This is a genomic window from Paenibacillus lutimineralis (genome assembly GCF_003991425.1).
GTDB classification, from domain to species: Bacteria; Bacillota; Bacilli; order Paenibacillales; family Paenibacillaceae; genus Fontibacillus; species Fontibacillus lutimineralis.
The window spans coordinates 41,202-57,866 of record NZ_CP034346.1; the positions used below are offsets into that span (position 1 = coordinate 41,202).

At 49.7% G+C, this 16,665-nt stretch carries 14 protein-coding genes and 1 pseudogene; all 15 read left to right on the top strand.

What is annotated here, in order from left to right; genetic code table 11:
• Positions 1-15 precede the first annotated feature (15 nt).
• The 15 genes and pseudogenes from EI981_RS00200 to spoIIE all read left to right on the top strand — a co-directional run bounded on the left by EI981_RS00200 (position 16) and on the right by spoIIE (position 16,661).
• Positions 16-315 carry a hypothetical protein gene (locus tag EI981_RS00200; protein ID WP_126994395.1) on the top strand — a complete coding sequence of 100 codons (300 nt, stop codon included), beginning with the start codon at positions 16-18 and terminating at the stop codon, positions 313-315.
• Between the two features lie 622 nt (positions 316-937).
• Positions 938-1,498 (top strand): aminoacyl-tRNA hydrolase, encoded by a 561-nt coding sequence (gene pth, locus EI981_RS00205; RefSeq protein ID WP_126994397.1) that lies wholly within the window; start codon positions 938-940, stop codon positions 1,496-1,498.
• Between the two features lie 105 nt (positions 1,499-1,603).
• Positions 1,604-1,834 carry an anti-sigma-F factor Fin gene (locus EI981_RS00210; RefSeq protein WP_068778565.1) on the top strand — a complete coding sequence of 77 codons (231 nt, stop codon included), beginning with the start codon at positions 1,604-1,606 and terminating at the stop codon, positions 1,832-1,834.
• Positions 1,835-2,026: 192 nt separating this feature from the next.
• Positions 2,027-5,552 (top strand): annotated as a pseudogene (gene mfd / locus EI981_RS00215) (transcription-repair coupling factor).
• A complete protein-coding gene (locus EI981_RS00220; protein ID WP_126994399.1) occupies positions 5,539-6,657 on the top strand; it encodes a peptidylprolyl isomerase in 1,119 nt (372 codons plus the stop codon). Before mfd ends, EI981_RS00220 begins: the two are co-directional and overlap by 14 nt.
• A gap of 282 nt (positions 6,658-6,939) precedes the next feature.
• Positions 6,940-7,482, top strand: a complete 543-nt coding sequence (spoVT, locus tag EI981_RS00225) for a stage V sporulation protein T (protein WP_126994401.1) — start codon at positions 6,940-6,942, stop codon at positions 7,480-7,482.
• 220 nt (positions 7,483-7,702) lie between these two features.
• Positions 7,703-9,391 carry a putative polysaccharide biosynthesis protein gene (locus EI981_RS00230; protein ID WP_126994403.1) on the top strand — a complete coding sequence of 563 codons (1,689 nt, stop codon included), beginning with the start codon at positions 7,703-7,705 and terminating at the stop codon, positions 9,389-9,391.
• A gap of 181 nt (positions 9,392-9,572) precedes the next feature.
• Entirely contained in the window at positions 9,573-11,066 is a 1,494-nt protein-coding gene (gene yabN, locus EI981_RS00235; RefSeq protein ID WP_126994405.1) for a bifunctional methyltransferase/pyrophosphohydrolase YabN, read from the top strand.
• Between the two features lie 181 nt (positions 11,067-11,247).
• Positions 11,248-11,520 carry an HU family DNA-binding protein gene (locus tag EI981_RS00240; protein WP_018753532.1) on the top strand — a complete coding sequence of 91 codons (273 nt, stop codon included), beginning with the start codon at positions 11,248-11,250 and terminating at the stop codon, positions 11,518-11,520.
• Positions 11,520-11,795, top strand: a complete 276-nt coding sequence (locus EI981_RS00245) for an RNA-binding S4 domain-containing protein (protein ID WP_126994407.1) — start codon at positions 11,520-11,522, stop codon at positions 11,793-11,795. The genes EI981_RS00240 and EI981_RS00245 overlap by 1 nt, the downstream gene beginning before the upstream one ends.
• A 117-nt stretch (positions 11,796-11,912) precedes the next feature.
• Positions 11,913-12,194: a sporulation protein YabP gene (gene yabP / locus EI981_RS00250; protein ID WP_068778556.1), complete on the top strand. Its 282-nt coding sequence runs from the start codon at positions 11,913-11,915 to the stop codon at positions 12,192-12,194.
• Entirely contained in the window at positions 12,191-12,760 is a 570-nt protein-coding gene (gene yabQ, locus EI981_RS00255) for a spore cortex biosynthesis protein YabQ (RefSeq protein ID WP_126994409.1), read from the top strand. Before yabP ends, yabQ begins: the two co-directional genes overlap by 4 nt.
• Before the next feature lie 43 nt (positions 12,761-12,803).
• A complete protein-coding gene (locus EI981_RS00260; protein WP_227011633.1) occupies positions 12,804-13,148 on the top strand; it encodes an FtsB family cell division protein in 345 nt (114 codons plus the stop codon).
• Positions 13,149-13,262: 114 nt separating this feature from the next.
• Positions 13,263-13,760 carry a S1 domain-containing RNA-binding protein gene (locus EI981_RS00265; RefSeq protein ID WP_126994414.1) on the top strand — a complete coding sequence of 166 codons (498 nt, stop codon included), beginning with the start codon at positions 13,263-13,265 and terminating at the stop codon, positions 13,758-13,760.
• Positions 13,761-14,159: 399 nt separating this feature from the next.
• Positions 14,160-16,661 (top strand): stage II sporulation protein E, encoded by a 2,502-nt coding sequence (spoIIE, locus tag EI981_RS00270; RefSeq protein ID WP_193556419.1) that lies wholly within the window; start codon positions 14,160-14,162, stop codon positions 16,659-16,661.
• Positions 16,662-16,665: the final 4 nt, after the last annotated feature.

A 16,665-nucleotide genomic window follows, 5' to 3' on the forward strand; every position in this document is an offset into this window, starting at 1 on the left:
AGGGGCTTTTGTTGCATGGAACGCTTTTCCCCCTTCGGGTACGTCTTACTTTGGGAGCATCTGGGTTACCTGCAAACAGGCTGGGGAGATGTGCTGCTTTCGGCTCGCCTGGGTGACGGCGAGGTTGGGGCCGCTTTTCACCCCTACGGGGTACGCTCTACTATTGGCGGTGGTAAGAGGAGTGAAGAGTGGACTTTGGTGCTTTTTGACTGCTACTTGGTTCGAAGGAGGGCGCTGTTTATTCAGAATGCGCTGGGTTTGTGCGAGGAGTCGCTGTTCCTTCGGAATGCGCTAAGGTTTGAGCAGGGATTATAATATGAACTGGAAGAAGCACCGTGGAGGAATCCAAAGAAAGTCCGCTGTCCCTCCGGGATACGCTAGGTAGGAGTGAGGAGCCCGCTGTCCCTTCGGGATACGCTAGGTAGGAGCGAGGAGCCCGCTGTCCCTCCGGGATACGCTAGGTAGGAGCGAGGAGCCCGCTGTCCCTCCGGGATACGCTAGGTGGAGTGAGGAGCCCGCTGTCCCTTCGGGATACGCTAGGTAGGAGCGAGGAGCCCGCTGTCCCTTCGGGATACGCTAGGTGGAGTGAGGAGCCCGCTGTCCCTTCGGGATACGCTAGGTAGGAGTGAGGAGCCCGCTGTCCCTTCGGGATACGCTAGGTGGAGTGAGGAGCCCGCTGTCCCTCCGGGATACGCTAGGTGGAGTGAGGAGCCCGCTATCCCTCTGGGATACGCTAGGTGGAGTGAGTGAAGAGCCCGCTGTCCCTTCGGGATACGCTAGGTAGGAGCGAGGAGCCCGCTGTCCCTCCGGGATACGCTAGGTGGAGTGAGAAGCCCGCTGTCCCTCCGGGATACGCTAGGTAGGGATGAGGAACCCACTGTCCCTTCGGGATGCGCTGGGTATACCAGAGAAGAGGATAAATGGAGGATTAACGAAGATGAAGTGGATTGTCGGCCTCGGGAATCCGGGGAGTCAATATGAGAAGACCCGTCATAATATCGGGTTTATGGCGCTGGATGAGTTGGCGCGAAGGCACAATATTGAGATCAAGCAGAGCAAGTGCAAGGCTTTGGTTGGTGAAGGATTCTTGCCGGGCGGCAAGGTCGCGCTGATCAAGCCGATGACATATATGAATTTATCCGGTGAGGCGGTTCGGGCCTTTATGGATTATTATAAGGTGGCTCTGGAGGACATGATCGTTGTGTATGACGATCTGGATACGGAGCTGGGGCGTAATCGGCTGCGCTATCAAGGGAGTGCCGGAGGGCACAACGGGATTAAGTCGATTATCCAGCATACGGGGACGCAGACGTTCAACCGGATTCGCATGGGGATTTCCCGGCCGGAGCCGGGGTATGCGGTAGTAGATTATGTCTTGTCCAAGTTTGCTAAGAAGGATCAGCCGCTGCTTCAGCAATCGATTGATGCGGCTTGTGATGCGATGGAGTACAGTATGGATCACACTTTTGAGCAGACGATGGCCAAGTTTAATCAATAGTTTCAGACAGACTTCTATAGTTGGTCCAAAGAGCTAATGCATAGGGCTAAGCTACGGCGTTTCAGGGCATACTGAAGACATAATGATTCTTCAGGAGGCATATAGATGGCAATAAACTATATATGTCGGCATTGCCGAACGTTTATTGGTAGAATAGAGGCGCCCTATATATCCGAATCGCAGCTAGGTTTCCATTCCTTGACCCCCGATGAGCGGAGAGATATAATAGCGTATGATTCGAACGGTGATACTACGGTTCGGGTGACCTGCGATTATTGCAGGGAGGCACTGGAGAACAATCCGGAGCTGACCTTGCTCTCGAATCCGCTGCAATGATCGGCAACGAGGATGAAGGATTCACTTTGAAATGACGGATATTAGAGCCTTGGCAAGCGTGCTGAGGCTCCTTTTTGGTTCGAATATGGACCCCGGATCGGTAGGTAGCTCTACGTTTACGAAATCGTGACTTTTCGTCATGCGATTTTTATCAAGAATAGTATCAATTAAGCAATAAGAGAGGTGCCTCATTTGTTAAAAGCACTCATACAGGCTTTTTCGCAAGATTCTGACTTTGCTTCAATGGTAGCCGGGATAGAATCGGGAATGAGAGAGCAGCTTATCTCAGGCTTGTCCGGCTCGGCCAGACAGGTCATGCTGGCATCGCTGCACAAGAAGGTTAACCGTCCGATGCTAGTGGTTACCCATAACATGTTCTCAGCCCAGAAGATATATGAAGATTTACATGAAGCGCTGTCATCCGAAGAGGTCATGCTGTACCCGGCCAATGAATTGGTAGCCGCAGAGTCGGCCATTTCCAGTCCAGAGACGCTGGCCCAGCGGATTGAGGTGCTGCTGCAATGCTCACAACAGTTTCGCGGCATTGTGGTGGTGCCTTATTCTGGCGTGCGCCGCTACATCCCTACTTCAGAGGTGATGTCCAGCGCCAGCCTATCGATTGAGGTAGGAGGAACCGTTGAACTGGATTCCTTCTTGACTCAGATGGTTGAGCTTGGGTATGAGCGGGTCGAACGCGTTGAATCCCGTGGGGAGATGAGCGTACGGGGCGGAATCTTGGACTTTTATCCATTGACCTCGGAGCTGGCTTATCGTGTGGAATTGTTCGATGATGAAGTTGATTCGATACGTACCTTCGATCCTGCTGACCAGCGCTCTGTCGACAAGGTTAAACAGGTAACGATTACGCCTTGCAAGGAGTTGATCGCTTCCGGCGATCGAATGACAAAGGCGGCTCAGGCAGCAACAGAGCAGCTGGAGCGCCAGCTTGAGAAGATGACTGACCGTCAGGCGAAGATCAAGCTGAAAGAAGAAGTTTCCCGGGAAATTGAAATGCTACGTGAGCACGTATATTTTCCGGAAATCTATAAATATGTCTCTTTGCTCTATCCAGAGCATCACACATTGTACAATTATTTGCCTAAGGATACGCTGCTTGTGTTGGAAGAGCCTGCACGTCTGTTAGAGACAGCCAAGCAACTGGAGCGCGATGAGGCGGAGTGGAACTTGCATCTGCTACAGAATGGGAAGAGTCTGCCTGAGCTTCCATTAGCGGTGGAGGCGGAGCATGTGCTCTATCATCGTCCGTTCCAGACGCTGCTGTTGTCGTTATTCTTAAGACAGGTTCCGCACACGCAGCCGCAGAACATTATCAATTTCGTAGCTCGCTCGATGCAGGACTTCCACGGACAAATGAATGTGCTTAAGTCAGAGATGGAGCGTTGGAAGAAGAGCGGAGCCAACATCATGATGCTGGCTAGCAACGAAGAACGCATGGACAGAATGCGTAGGGTACTGCTTGACTATGGAATCGATGAGCCGATGCTGCTGAAGGGTAATCTGCAATCCGGCTTCGAATTCCCGTCCGTTCACCTGGTTGTGATTACAGAAGGGGAGATGTTCTCCAAGAAACAGCGTAAAGCTCGTAAAATTGGCAAGAGTATGGATAATGCTCAACGAATCAAGAGCTACACCGAGCTGAAGGTCGGCGATTATGTCGTTCACCAGAATCATGGGATCGGGAAGTATGTAGGCATTGGTACGCTAGAGGTTGGCGGTATCCATAAGGACTACATCCATATCTTGTATGCCGGCGGTGACAAGCTGTCCGTGCCGATCGAACAGATCGATCTGATTCAGAAATACGTCGGTTCGGAGGACAAAGAGCCGAAGATCTATAAGCTCGGGGGCAATGAATGGAACCGAGTTAAAAATAAAGTCCGCTCTTCCGTACAGGATATAGCCGATGACCTGATTAAGCTGTATGCGGAACGTCAGGCCTCGCCAGGATATGCCTTTGAGAAGGATTCACAGGAGCAGCAGGAATTTGAAGCGATGTTCCCTTACGATGAGACACCGGATCAGCTTCGTGCGATTACGGAAATTAAGAAAGACATGGAAATCTCGCGTCCGATGGACCGCTTGCTCTGCGGAGACGTTGGCTATGGAAAGACCGAGGTGGCTATTCGCGCTGCATTCAAATCAGCGATCGAGGGCAAGCAGGTCGCTATCTTGGTGCCAACGACAATCCTTGCGCAGCAGCACTATGAGACGTTCCGCGAACGATTTGCAGGTTATCCAATCAATATCCAGTCACTGAGCCGCTTCCGTAGTCGGAAGGAGCAGAATGAGACGATCAAGGGAGTCCGGCAAGGGACTGTCGATATCGTGATTGGTACGCACCGTTTGCTGTCCCAAGATCTGATCTTCAAGGATTTGGGCCTGCTCATCGTGGATGAGGAGCAGCGCTTTGGTGTGACTCATAAAGAGAAGCTGAAGAAGCTGAAGACCAATGTGGACGTGCTGACGCTGACAGCGACGCCAATCCCGCGCACACTGCATATGTCGATGCTAGGTGTTCGTGACTTGTCCGTCATTGAGACACCGCCAGAGAATCGGTTTCCGGTGCAGACTTATGTTGTAGAATATAGCCCTTCACTCGTACGCGAAGCGGTGGAACGGGAGATCGCACGCGGTGGACAGATTTATTACTTGTATAACCGAGTTCAAGGGATTCAAGAGATGGCTGCGCAGATCTCCATGCTTGTTCCAGAGGCGAGAGTGGCTGTAGGCCATGGGCAAATGTCCGAGCAGGAGCTGGAGAAGACGATCCTCGACTTCCTGGACGGGGAATTTGATGTGTTGGTGAGCACGAGCATTATTGAGACCGGGGTCGATATTCCGAACGTGAATACGCTGATTGTACATGACGCTGATAAGATGGGCCTGTCCCAGTTATATCAGCTGCGGGGTCGAGTTGGACGTTCCAACCGGATTGCCTACGCTTATTTCACATATCAGCGGGACAAATCCTTAACGGAGGTTGCGGAGAAACGTCTGCAATCCATTAAGGAGTTTACTGAACTCGGTTCAGGGTTTAAAATTGCTATGCGGGACTTAGCGATCCGTGGCGCAGGCAACCTGCTCGGGGCGGAGCAGCACGGCTTCATCGCTTCGGTTGGATTTGACCTGTATTCGCAAATGTTGGCGGAGGAAATCCAGAAACGGAAGGTGTCCATGCTTGGCGAGCCTGATCCGATGGAATCATCCTGGAGTACGACGATCGATCTTGGCATCGACGCCTATTTACCGCCGGATTACATTTATGATAGTATGCAGAAGATCGAGATTTACAAAAAAAACCGCATCCGCGGCTTCATTCGAAGATGTCGCCGATTTAGAGGACGAGCTGCTTGATCGCTTCGGCGACTTGCCAGAGGCAGTTACGAATCTGTTGTCCGTTGCCAGGGTTAAGCTATATGGCAAGAAGTATGGCATTGAGACGATCGCACTTCGCGGTGACGAGGTGACTATGAAGTTCTATGCAGGCAGAGAGAAGGATCTGATTCCGGCGAAACTCGCGGAGGTTGGAAATCTGTTCGGAAGACGTGTACAATTTAATCAAGGGTCTGGTATGGTAATCTGGATCAAAACCAAAGGAATGGACGACCAAGAATTGATGGGCCTATTGGAGCAATTCCTGGGAGCCCTGAAGGACTCGTTCAAGACGAAAGGGGAACTACAAGATGTTTCGAAGTAAAGGGCGTTCTTGGAAGACGCTGCTGACTGCCCTCGTGGTCGTGCTGGCTGTATCCGTTATGGCTGGATGCGGTAAAAAAACGGATAACAATGTCGTAGCTACGTACGACGGCGGAGAGATTACACAAAAGGAATTCGATCTTGAACAGCGCATGGTTCTTGCCTTGCAGCCGCAAATGGCACAGTTTACGGAAATGGATGACTTCCGGGAATACTTGGTCAAACAGGCGATTGCCTATAAATATTGGGAGAGCAAAGCCGACGACAAGATGAAGGAAGAAGGCAAGAAGAAGGCTGAGACTCAATACAAGGCAATGAAGGACGCTAATGGCGCTGATAATGTTAAGCAAATGCTGGACGCACAGAAGATTACAGAAAAAGAATTCCAGAACTACATGACCCGTATTTATACGGTGATGGAGACACAGTTAACAGGAATTACCGAAGATGATATGAAGAAGGAATTTGAAGCGACTAAGGAAGATTATATTACCGCTTCCGTACGTCACATTCTGATTGGATTCCAGGATTCGGAAGGTAAGGAACGCAGCAAGGATGATGCTCTGAAATTAGCTAAAGAGGTTAAGGCTAAGTTGGACAAGGGTGAAGATTTTGCTACGTTAGTCAAGCAATATTCGAATGATGGACAGCAGAACATTGATAATGGCGGTCTGTATGCAGACGCAGCTGTGAATCAATGGGTACCCGAGTTTAAAGAGGCGGCAATGACACTTCCACTGAATAAAATCAGCGATCCAGTGGAGACCGATTACGGATACCATATTATTCGTGTAGAGGCCAGAACTGAGAAGACATTCGCAGATTTGACGGATGCTGAGAAGGATACGCTGAAGATGTCCATTGGATCCCAAAAGTTGGACGAGTTCATGTCTGGCGATCTGGAGAAGAAGATTATCAAGAAAATTACTTTACCTAAGGTAGAGAAGAAGGCAGAGAACACAGATAAAGGTGCTAATTCGGGCTCAGGCAATACTGGGACGAACGGGAATGCCGATAAATCTGGTAACTCTGGTAATTCCAGTAATTCAGATCAATCGGATGATAGCAATACCTCCGGTGCTGATAACGGGAATAGCAGCAAATAATCGTGATCCATCCTGGATGAGGAACGATTTGTTACTTTAGGGAGACTTTACGTAGCGGCGTGAATTTATTTTACGCTGCTTTCTTGTCTCTTGTTACGGTTAGCAAGTACTTGCGGATAAGGTAAAATACGATGCATAAGGATTTGGGAAGGGATGAATACTATGGTCAGAATCACAAGGAGCCGACAATCCTTCTAATCCCGTACAAATACATCCGAAGATTAACAGATATCCAGACAGTAGTAGTTCAAAACTTCTTAAGAAAGCGGGGCAACATGTGATATGAAAGCTACTGGAATTGTACGTCGCATTGATGATTTAGGACGGGTGGTTATCCCTAAGGAGATCCGCCGCACTTTACGGATTCGCGAAGGGGATCCACTTGAAATTTTTGTAGACCGCGATGGTGAAGTGATCTTGAAGAAATACTCGCCAATCGGAGAATTAGGGGATTTTGCCAAGGAGTATGCGGAGTCGCTCTATGAGAGTACTGGACATATTACGCTTATCTCGGATCGGGATACGGTGATTGCTGTAGCAGGGGCTTCCAAGAAGGAATACTTGGACAAACAGATCAGTTCCTTGCTGGAGAGCAGCATGGAAGGCCGCAAGACGATTCTTGAGACGACGACAGGAACTTATGAGATCAATAAGGATCATCCCGAGTCGATTTCTTCCTACGTGATTGCGCCAATTATCTCGAGCGGCGATCCCATCGGTACTGTGATTTTGATGAACAAGGACGAATCGGTGAACATGTCCGAATTAGAGACGAAAATGGCAGAGACTGCTGCTGGATTCCTCGGCAAACAGATGGAACAATAAAGCATATTTAAGTAATACACGTACACTCCATTGCATAAGACGGTTTGCAGCCGCCATATCTCGGAGTGTATTTTTTATGTCTTAGAGGTTGTTATTGAACACGCATTATTAGTACCCCTAGGGGCTGGAATAGCAAAAGTGGTCGCGGTGGTCAGTTTCGTTTTATAATGGACATATTCTTGAAGCGAAAGTTCATTATTTTACGTAAAGTAGGTTCATTATGAAATCAGGGAATAATAACGTATCGTCGCAACTGTTAAAAGGAGCAGCGGTACTTAGTCTGGCAGCGATTATTACGAAGCTGCTGGGGACACTGCAGAAAATTCCACTGCAAAATATCGGAGGAGACGGGGTATTCGGCATTTATAATACCGTCTATCCGTTTTATACGATTCTGTTAACGCTGGCGACAGCTGGATTTCCGACGGCGGTATCGAAATTCGTGGCTGAGCGCCATGCAGAAGGAGATGAGCGAGGCAAACAGGCGGTGCTACGGCTCGCTACCATCATGATGATCGTCCTGGGATTGGCCGGCAGTGCGTTGATGTACTTTGGCGCCCCGCTCTTGGCACTCCTAATTGGCAGCAGCCAGTTGGTCCCGGCTCTGCGCAGCGCTGCTCCGGCGTTGCTCTTCATACCACTGAGCGCCTCACTTCGTGGTTATTTCCAAGGCTTGCAGAATATGATTCCGACCGCGGTATCACAAGTCACGGAACAAGCTGTGAGAGTCGTGGCTATGATTGTATTTCTGCTGTATTTAAGCAGTGTTGGAGCGGTAGAGTCGGTTATTGCTGGGGGAGCGCTGTCCGGCTCGGCATTTGGAGGCGCGGCTGGCCTGTTAGTTATGCTGATGTATTGGGTTAGCTACCGTAGAAAGCTTGGGACAGAATTCGTGCAGGATGGCGGGGCCAGAGCAGGAGCTAATCGTATCAAGGGGGATGCTGGCAAGGGAATTGCACTGGTTGTCCCAGGGGATCCAGGGGAACGGGGCAGAGCCTTGCTCTCGTCTTTGCTCCGCTATGCGATTCCAATCTGTCTTGCATCCCTGGCCGTTCCATTGATCAGTTTGGTGGACACCTTCACATTGCCGCGGCTGCTGTCCGCTCATGGAGATGAGCTAGCCATTATGTCGGCCGTCGGTGTATACAATCGCGGGATTCCCCTTGTACAATTGGTGACTATGCTGGCTTCTTCATTATCGGTGTTATTCATCCCTGTATTGGCGGAGATGAATGTTCGGGGGGATTCTGCGGGCATTAGGCGGCAGCTGACACTGGCGCTACGCTGGTTCTGGCTGATCGGGCTCGCTTCCTCGGCAGGACTTGCTCTTCTGGCCGAGCCGATCAATGTGATGCTGTATCAAGATGGGACAGGCAGTGGCACAATGGCCTGGATCGCTTGGACGGCAGCGCCGGGCGCGCTCGTTACGGTGACAGCAGCATTGCTGCAGGGGCTCGGTTTCGTCCGTGCGCCGGCGCTTCATCTGCTGTTGGCCGCAGCGCTCAAGATAGCGCTGAACGCGGCCCTGGTGCCGCAGCTGGGCATTACCGGCGCTGCCATCGCCGGTATCGTCGCCTACGCTGTCGCTGCGGCGCTCAACCTCGCGCTGCTGCTCCGGCGCACGGGGCTGCGCCCCCATGCACATGCAGCGCTGCTGCGGCCGGCCGGCGCCGTCCTGGCGCTGGCTGCGGTCGTGCTTTTGCTGCGCCTTGCTGCCGCCCCGCTACCGCAGAGCCGCCTGATCGCGGCTCTGGTCAGCCTGCTGGGCGTGCTGCTCGGTGCAGCTGTGTTCGCCGTCGCGGTCCTGCGAACACGCCTCTTGACCGCGGCGGAGGTAGCCGCCCTGCCGCGGATCGGTCCGAAGCTGCTGAGGCTGTTCGTCCGATTGCGGCTGATACGCCCAGAGTAACGGCAGACATCACCCGTCCATTATATCTGCGGTGTTTGCAATTTCGTAATTGGACAGAACTAGTGGTATAGTATTATCATGCCATTTGGGCATATTCTATGGACAGCATTGCAGGATACAGGCTGAAGTCGTCTGCCGGCAAGCCGTCCTAACACGATTGGAACAGGAGTGTGACTCATACATGAGCGGAAGCATAACAGTGATGGGGCTTGGATCCGGTAATCCGGAGCATTTAACTCTGGGCAGCCTTAGGAAGCTCAAAGAAGCACAGGAGCGATATGTGCGCACGAAGGAGCATCCCGTAGTTAGCTGGCTGGAGGAGACGGGGGTCAGGTTCACTTCATTTGATGCTGTGTATGAGGCGAAGCAGGATTTCCCATCTGTATACGCAGAAATTGTAGAACGACTGATCGAGCGTGCTAACCAACTGCCTGAGGAGCAAGAGATCATCTATGCTGTTCCGGGTCATCCGATGGTCGCAGAAGCGACGGTCAAGCTGCTGCGGGAACGTTGTCCTGCTGAGCAGATTGCCTTGAATATCATCGGAGGCGAGAGCTTCCTGGATGTGGCGTTCGTAAGGCTTGGCTTCGACCCGATCGAAGGCTTCCAGCTGCTGGACGCTTCAGATATATCTGCCGGGACGTTCAATCCGCGCCTGCATACATTGATCGGCCAAGTATACGATGAATTCACAGCTTCCGATGTCAAGCTGAGTCTGATGGATATCTACCCGGACGATTATGAGATAACCGTAGGACATGCCCTCGGCGTGGAGGGAAGCGAGCAGGTCGTGACTGTTCCACTATATGAACTCGACCGTGTTTCCGGATTTGGTAATTTGTCGCTAGTATACGTACCGGCGAATATGGATGATGCCCTGCGTATCCGCACCCTAGATCGTCTGCACGAGATCGTGTCGATTCTGCGCAGTCCTGGTGGCTGCCCTTGGGACCGTGAGCAGACGCACCAGTCGATCCGCAAAAATCTGATCGAAGAAACCTATGAAGTGCTAGAGACGATCGATGAAGACGATCCGGACCATATGCGTGAGGAACTGGGTGATTTGCTGTTGCAAATTATGCTGCACTCGCAGATGGAGGAAGAGGTAGGAACCTTCTCCGTATTCGATGTAATCCAGGAGTTGAATGAGAAGCTGGTCTACCGTCATCCGCATGTGTTCGGAGAACTTAGCGCCGAGGATGCCGAGGCTGCGCTTCGGAACTGGGATGCGATGAAGGCGGAGGAGAAGCGCCGCAAAGGAATCGAGCCTGAGCGATTATCAGCATTAAGCGGTGTACCACGCGATTTACCAGCGTTGATGAAGGCATATAAGCTTCAGAAGAAGGCGGCGAAGGTCGGCTTCGACTGGGAACATATCGATGCGGTATGGGCCAAGCTGGAGGAAGAGATATTCGAGCTTCGCGAGGCTGTGAAGATGAAGGACCTGTCAGAGCAGACGCTTGAACTGGGAGATGTTCTATTCTCTGTCGTTAATACAGCAAGATTCATCGGTGTTGATCCGGAAGAAGCCTTATCGCAGACGGTCTCCAAGTTTGTCCGTCGCTTCAGCTATGTGGAGGAACGGTTACACGAAGCCGGGAAGACTCCAGGCACTAGCTCCCTTGTCGAAATGGACAATTTATGGGAGGAAGCGAAGGAGAATGAACGGAGATAATTGGGGAAATTGCCTAAAATGCGGGTAATTTTGCGAAAAAAACAAAAAAATTCTAAGTTCCGGGCAGGATTTTTCATTTCAAGCAAGAATACTCATACAAAGATATCCTTGCGGTAGGAGGAGCTCTTGCTCCAATTACAGCAATATCATTTATTTCTTTATCTATTGGGAGGCATTATTAATGAACAAAACAGATCTGATCAACAACATTTCTAGCAAGAGTGGCTTGACTAAAAAAGACGTTGAATCCGTATTGAACGGATTTCTTGGTGAAATCACTGAGGCTCTTGCTGGCGGAGACAAAGTACAATTGATTGGTTTCGGTACTTTCGAAACTCGCAAACGTTCCGGTCGTACTGGCCGCAACCCGCAAACTGGTAAGACGATCGAAATTCCTGCATCCAACGTACCAGCATTCAAAGCCGGCAACAAACTTAAAGAAGCTGTAAAATAATGCGTCTCGACAAATTCCTTAAGGTGTCGCGCTTGATTAAGCGGCGCACGGTTGCCAAGGACGTCTCCGACCAAGGAAGAGTTCTGATTAACGGCCGTGAATCGAAGCCGAGCACTTCGGTGAAGGTGGGCGATGAGATTACGGTGCAATTTGGCCAGAAGCTGGTCACCGTAAGAGTTGAACGCTTAGCTGAGACGACTCGCAAAGAAGAAGCCGCTACGCTGTATACCTTGGTGAAGGAAGAACCGATCGCAAAGCATAATTTGTTCGAATAACAAATTGTGATTACTGCTTATTCAGCGGTGCCCTATGGCACCGCTTTTTATTTTCCTTCTGGTTCTAAACCGTGTATCTGCTCCATAAGCTATCTGTAAGAAGGAGGGGTACATGCCATGGTCGAACAAGGAAAAGGGAAGCGTCAGGAGTTGCATTTATTTCAAAGAAAACTGCTCGAAATATCAGGGGTGCAGAATGTGGAGAGCTTCGATAGCGAGGAGTTTCTGCTGCAGACCGAGCTAGGGCATTTGACGATCCGCGGACAGAATTTACATATCAAGAATTTGAATTTAGAACAGGGGCTTGTCAGTATCGAGGGCCTGGTAAATTCCCTGTCTTATTTGGAGCCGGGCTCCCATTCATCAAACAAGGGCTTCCTTGGTAAATTGTTCCGATGAACCTGCATACACAGTGGATAACCCTTCTCTGGATGCTGGCATGCGGAGGAATTATGGGAATGGTCTTCGACGGTTACCGGGTCGTATCCATTCAATTCCGCTTCCCACGCTGGAGTATCCATGCTCTTGATCTTTTATATTGGTTCGCTTCAGCGTTATTTGTATTTCGGACAATGTATCATACAAATCAGGGAGAAGTAAGATTCTACGTATTTTTAGGGCTTTTTATAGGCGTTTGGATTCATTTTTTGTTTCTTAGTGTTATAACTGAACGTTTTGTGGTAATGTTAATTATAGTAATAAAACGGTTTTATAGGATATTAGTCGGAATTGTCCAGGTCGTGCTCATTGCACCGATCAGGCTACTTCTCAAAGGAATTTGGTTGTTGCTTGGTTTTATATGGGTAATGTTATTATTTCTGGGACGGATCACATTGCTGCCGTTTTGGAAGCTTCTTTTGTGGGCGACTAAGCCGATTCGTAGACGACTTCGCATTTCGGACAGGCTGGTTACAGTACGGGATTGGATGAAGTCGTTATGGAGACGCTGGTTTCATAGAGAATAGATTTCGCATAATATACAAGATTAAGAGAATGGAGGGCGCTCAGTTGCATAAGGTATCCACAGATAGACAATCGCAGAATAAAGCATCCGGAACAGCCGGAGCGCGCCGCCGGTTACGGTTATGGATGATATTCATGGCTATATTTATGATATGGTCGGGCCATACCTTTATATCTCAATCCAGCGAGATCGGACAGAAATCTGTGCAACTATCGGAGCGTCAAGCTTCTAAGGTAGCAGCGGAACAGAGTTTGAATCAATTAAATTATGAATTGAATCGTCTGAAGGATCCTGAGTATATTGGCCAGATCGCAATGAAGAAGTATGGACTGTATAAACCTGGTGAAATTCCGGTCCGGGTATCCGATTCCGTCTCGGATAATGATTGAAATCTAAGGGCATCCGTCTGTTGACCTTGTTTCACTCATTCGGTATAATCAAATCACCGCAGTCATGATTTCGAGGCCTGGCTGTATATTTTTAAGGGAGGATCATTTTATTTTATGGCAATAGAAGTGGGCACCAAGTTAGAAGGTAAAGTGACAGGCATCACGCATTTCGGAGCATTTGTGGATCTGTCAGGAGGTGTCACGGGTCTCGTTCACATCTCGGAGATCGCCGACAATTACGTGAAGGACGTCAACGATCACTTGAAGATTGGCGATATGGTTACCGTTAAGGTAATTAATGTCGATAAGGACGGTAAGATCGGACTTTCCATTAAGCAAGCCGTTGATAAGCCGGTTGAGTCAAGCAGACCGCCTCGTGCACCAAGAAGCGATCGCCCAAGTGGCGGCAGAACCGATCGCCCAGGTGGCGGTAGAGACGGGGACCGACCAGGTGGCGGATTTAATCGGGATCGAGGGGGACGTTCTTTCTCTAACAAATCTACTTTTGAGGACAAAATGTCGCGTTTTCTCAAGGATAGTGAAGAGCGAATTTCTTCGTTGAAGAAGAGTACGGAAGGCAAACGCGGAGGACGCGGAGCTAAGCGAATGTAACTTTCTTAAATATGAAATCCACCGTAGGCATACATATGCCTACGGTTTTTTGTTTTTCGTATGCTGATGCTTTAGAATGCTTCTTGAACCTATGTATAGATTTTTTTTCCAGCTTCTATTTTTGTCGTCTGTCCCGCTTAGGCGACAGGTTATTACGCAATAACACGATATGTATCAGATCAATCCGCTCTGCCGTGCGTTATAAACGGGCTGCTAGGTACGAACATAAGCACGCATAAGGACGATGTATCCTTTGACGGGCCTAGGTTCGTGGTGTTTCGTAATTCCCTCTCAATTTGTCGGAAATTTCTTGGCTCCTTACTCCGGTATCTGACAAACTTTCCAGCCTGCCCTACCTATAATGGGACATACCTAACAAATTGGATAAGGTGGTGCCAGTTGATGGAGAAGTGGAATGTCATTACGTTTCCTGGTTTGAAGAGACTAAAAGGGCAAGCCAAGGCAAAGGGCAGAAGAGTCTGGATGGATGTACCGCTCTTAGAGCGAGCCGCTCAGCGTTTTATGGTGAATAAATGGAATTTGCTCTTTCTGGTGATGGCATTCTTACTGGGAAGAGCTACTATTCTGGACGAGCTCTCGCCGTTTGCTGCTGCCTTCTTCGCAGTGATGATGTTCATGCGCAGAGATATCGCAATAACAGCGGGGGCCGTAATGGTGATTGGAGCACTTCTGTCCCCGGTTCAGCATGGAATATGGATCGCTGCAGAACTGCTAATCTTCTACTTGATTCATAGAGGACTTGAGAGTTTTGAACGGGCCGATATTTCTTACGCTCCCTTAGCGGTATTTACCAGCACATTCCTCGTAGGGTTATTCCAGGCTGTTGTTGGTCCTTCGTTAAGCTGGTACGCAATGATGATGATGGTAGCAGATTCTGTACTCAGCTTCGTATTGACTTTGGTCTTTATTCAATCCGTTCCGGTCTTCTCGCTTCGAAGGAAGGGACGCCATCTTAGGAATGAGGAGATCCTCTGTCTAGTTATTCTATTGGCATCCATGATGACCGGAGCCGTCGGATGGGAAATATATGGCCTATCAATTGAACACATTATGTCGAGATATTTAATTCTGTTGTTTGCTCTAGTTGGAGGCGCTTCACTAGGAGCCTCAGTAGGCGTAATTACCGGGCTAATTCTCAGTCTGGCCAATATGACTGCGCTCTATCAGATGAGTCTACTAGCTTTTGCTGGCATGCTGGCAGGCATGCTGCGGGAAGGGCGCAAATGGGCTGTTGCTTTGGGTATGCTACTAGGATCTTCTATTCTAGCTATCTATTTAACAGGACCAGCTGAGGTCATGTCTTCAACCTGGGAGAGCTGCGTAGCAATTCTCCTCTTCCTAGTAACTCCAAAGGGCGTCATAAGCGTTATCGCCAAGTATGTTCCTGGTACGCAGGATCACATCAAGTCGCAGCATGAATATGCCAAGCGGGTTAGGGAGATTACAGCCGGACGGGTGGCTCAGTTCTCCCAAGTGTTCAAGCAACTGTCGCGCAGCTTCGGTCAAATGGCCAGTAGCGGTGAAATGTCCAAGCAGAGTGAAGAGGTTGGCCATTTCATGGATGCGATTACCGAAGGGGCTTGTGGGAATTGCCTACGCCGCAAGGTTTGCTGGGACGGTAATTTCTATCAGACCTATAAATTAATGACGGAGATGATGACGGCTGTTGAAGATAATCCGGAGCTATCGAAGCGTGATCTGCCTCCCAAATGGAATAAGCTGTGCGTCAAGACGGATCAAGTGCTCGATCTGATGAAGCAAGAATATAGCCTATATCAGAATGATATGCATTGGAAGCGGCAAATATACGATAGCAGACAGCTTGTAGCTGAACAACTCTCAGGAGTCTCTCAAGTTATGGAGGATTTGGCGCGAGAGATTCAGCGAGAAGGACAGGCGATGTACAAGCAGGAGGAGCAGATCCGGGACGAGCTCGACAAAATGGGGCTGTCTATTCATAGCATAGACATCATTAATCTGGACCATGGCAATGTGGAGATTGAAATTGTCCATGCGTATACTCGCGGGTTCGATGAGTGTCGGAAGATTATAGCGCCGCTATTATCCGACATTGTGGACGAGCATATTACGGTAGTCCGGGAGAATATGCCTACAGGCAGAGACGGACTGGCGACTGTAACTTTCGGTTCGGCCAAGACCTTCGAAGTGACGACCGGAGTCGCCGGGGCTGCTAAGGGCGGAGACTTGTTATCCGGGGACAGCTTTAGTGCAATGGAGCTTGGAAATGGAACCTTTGCTGTTGCCATCAGCGACGGGATGGGCAATGGTGAGCGGGCCCGGCTGGAGAGCAGCACAGCGCTTGGCATTCTTGAACAGTTACTTCAATCTGGTATGGATGAGAAATTAGCGGTGAAATCGGTTAATTCGATTCTCATGCTTCGTTCGCCGGATGAAGTATATGCTACGGTTGATATGGCTCTGATCGATGAGTTCTCCGCGCAGACGACGTTCCTCAAGATTGGTTCATCGCCGAGCTTTATCAAACGAGGGAATGAGGTTATACCGATTACGGCTAGCAATCTACCGATTGGGATCATTCAGGATATTGAGATTGATCTGGTTACGGTGCAGCTGCTTCCTGGCGACATTTTGATTATGATGACGGACGGAGTGTATGATGCTCCCGGTTATGCTGTGAATAAGGAACTGTGGATCAAACGGATGATCTCGGAGATTCATGCGGATGACCCGCAGGAAATCGCCGACTGCCTGCTGGAGACAGTGATTCGCTATCAGAAAAATACGGTCCATGATGATATGACAGTTGCAGTAGCTAAAATTGATCATTTGTTGCCCGAGTGGGCGACCCTGCATATTCCCGGAATATCAAGGCTGGAGCGACCGCGGACTGTAAGCTGACACG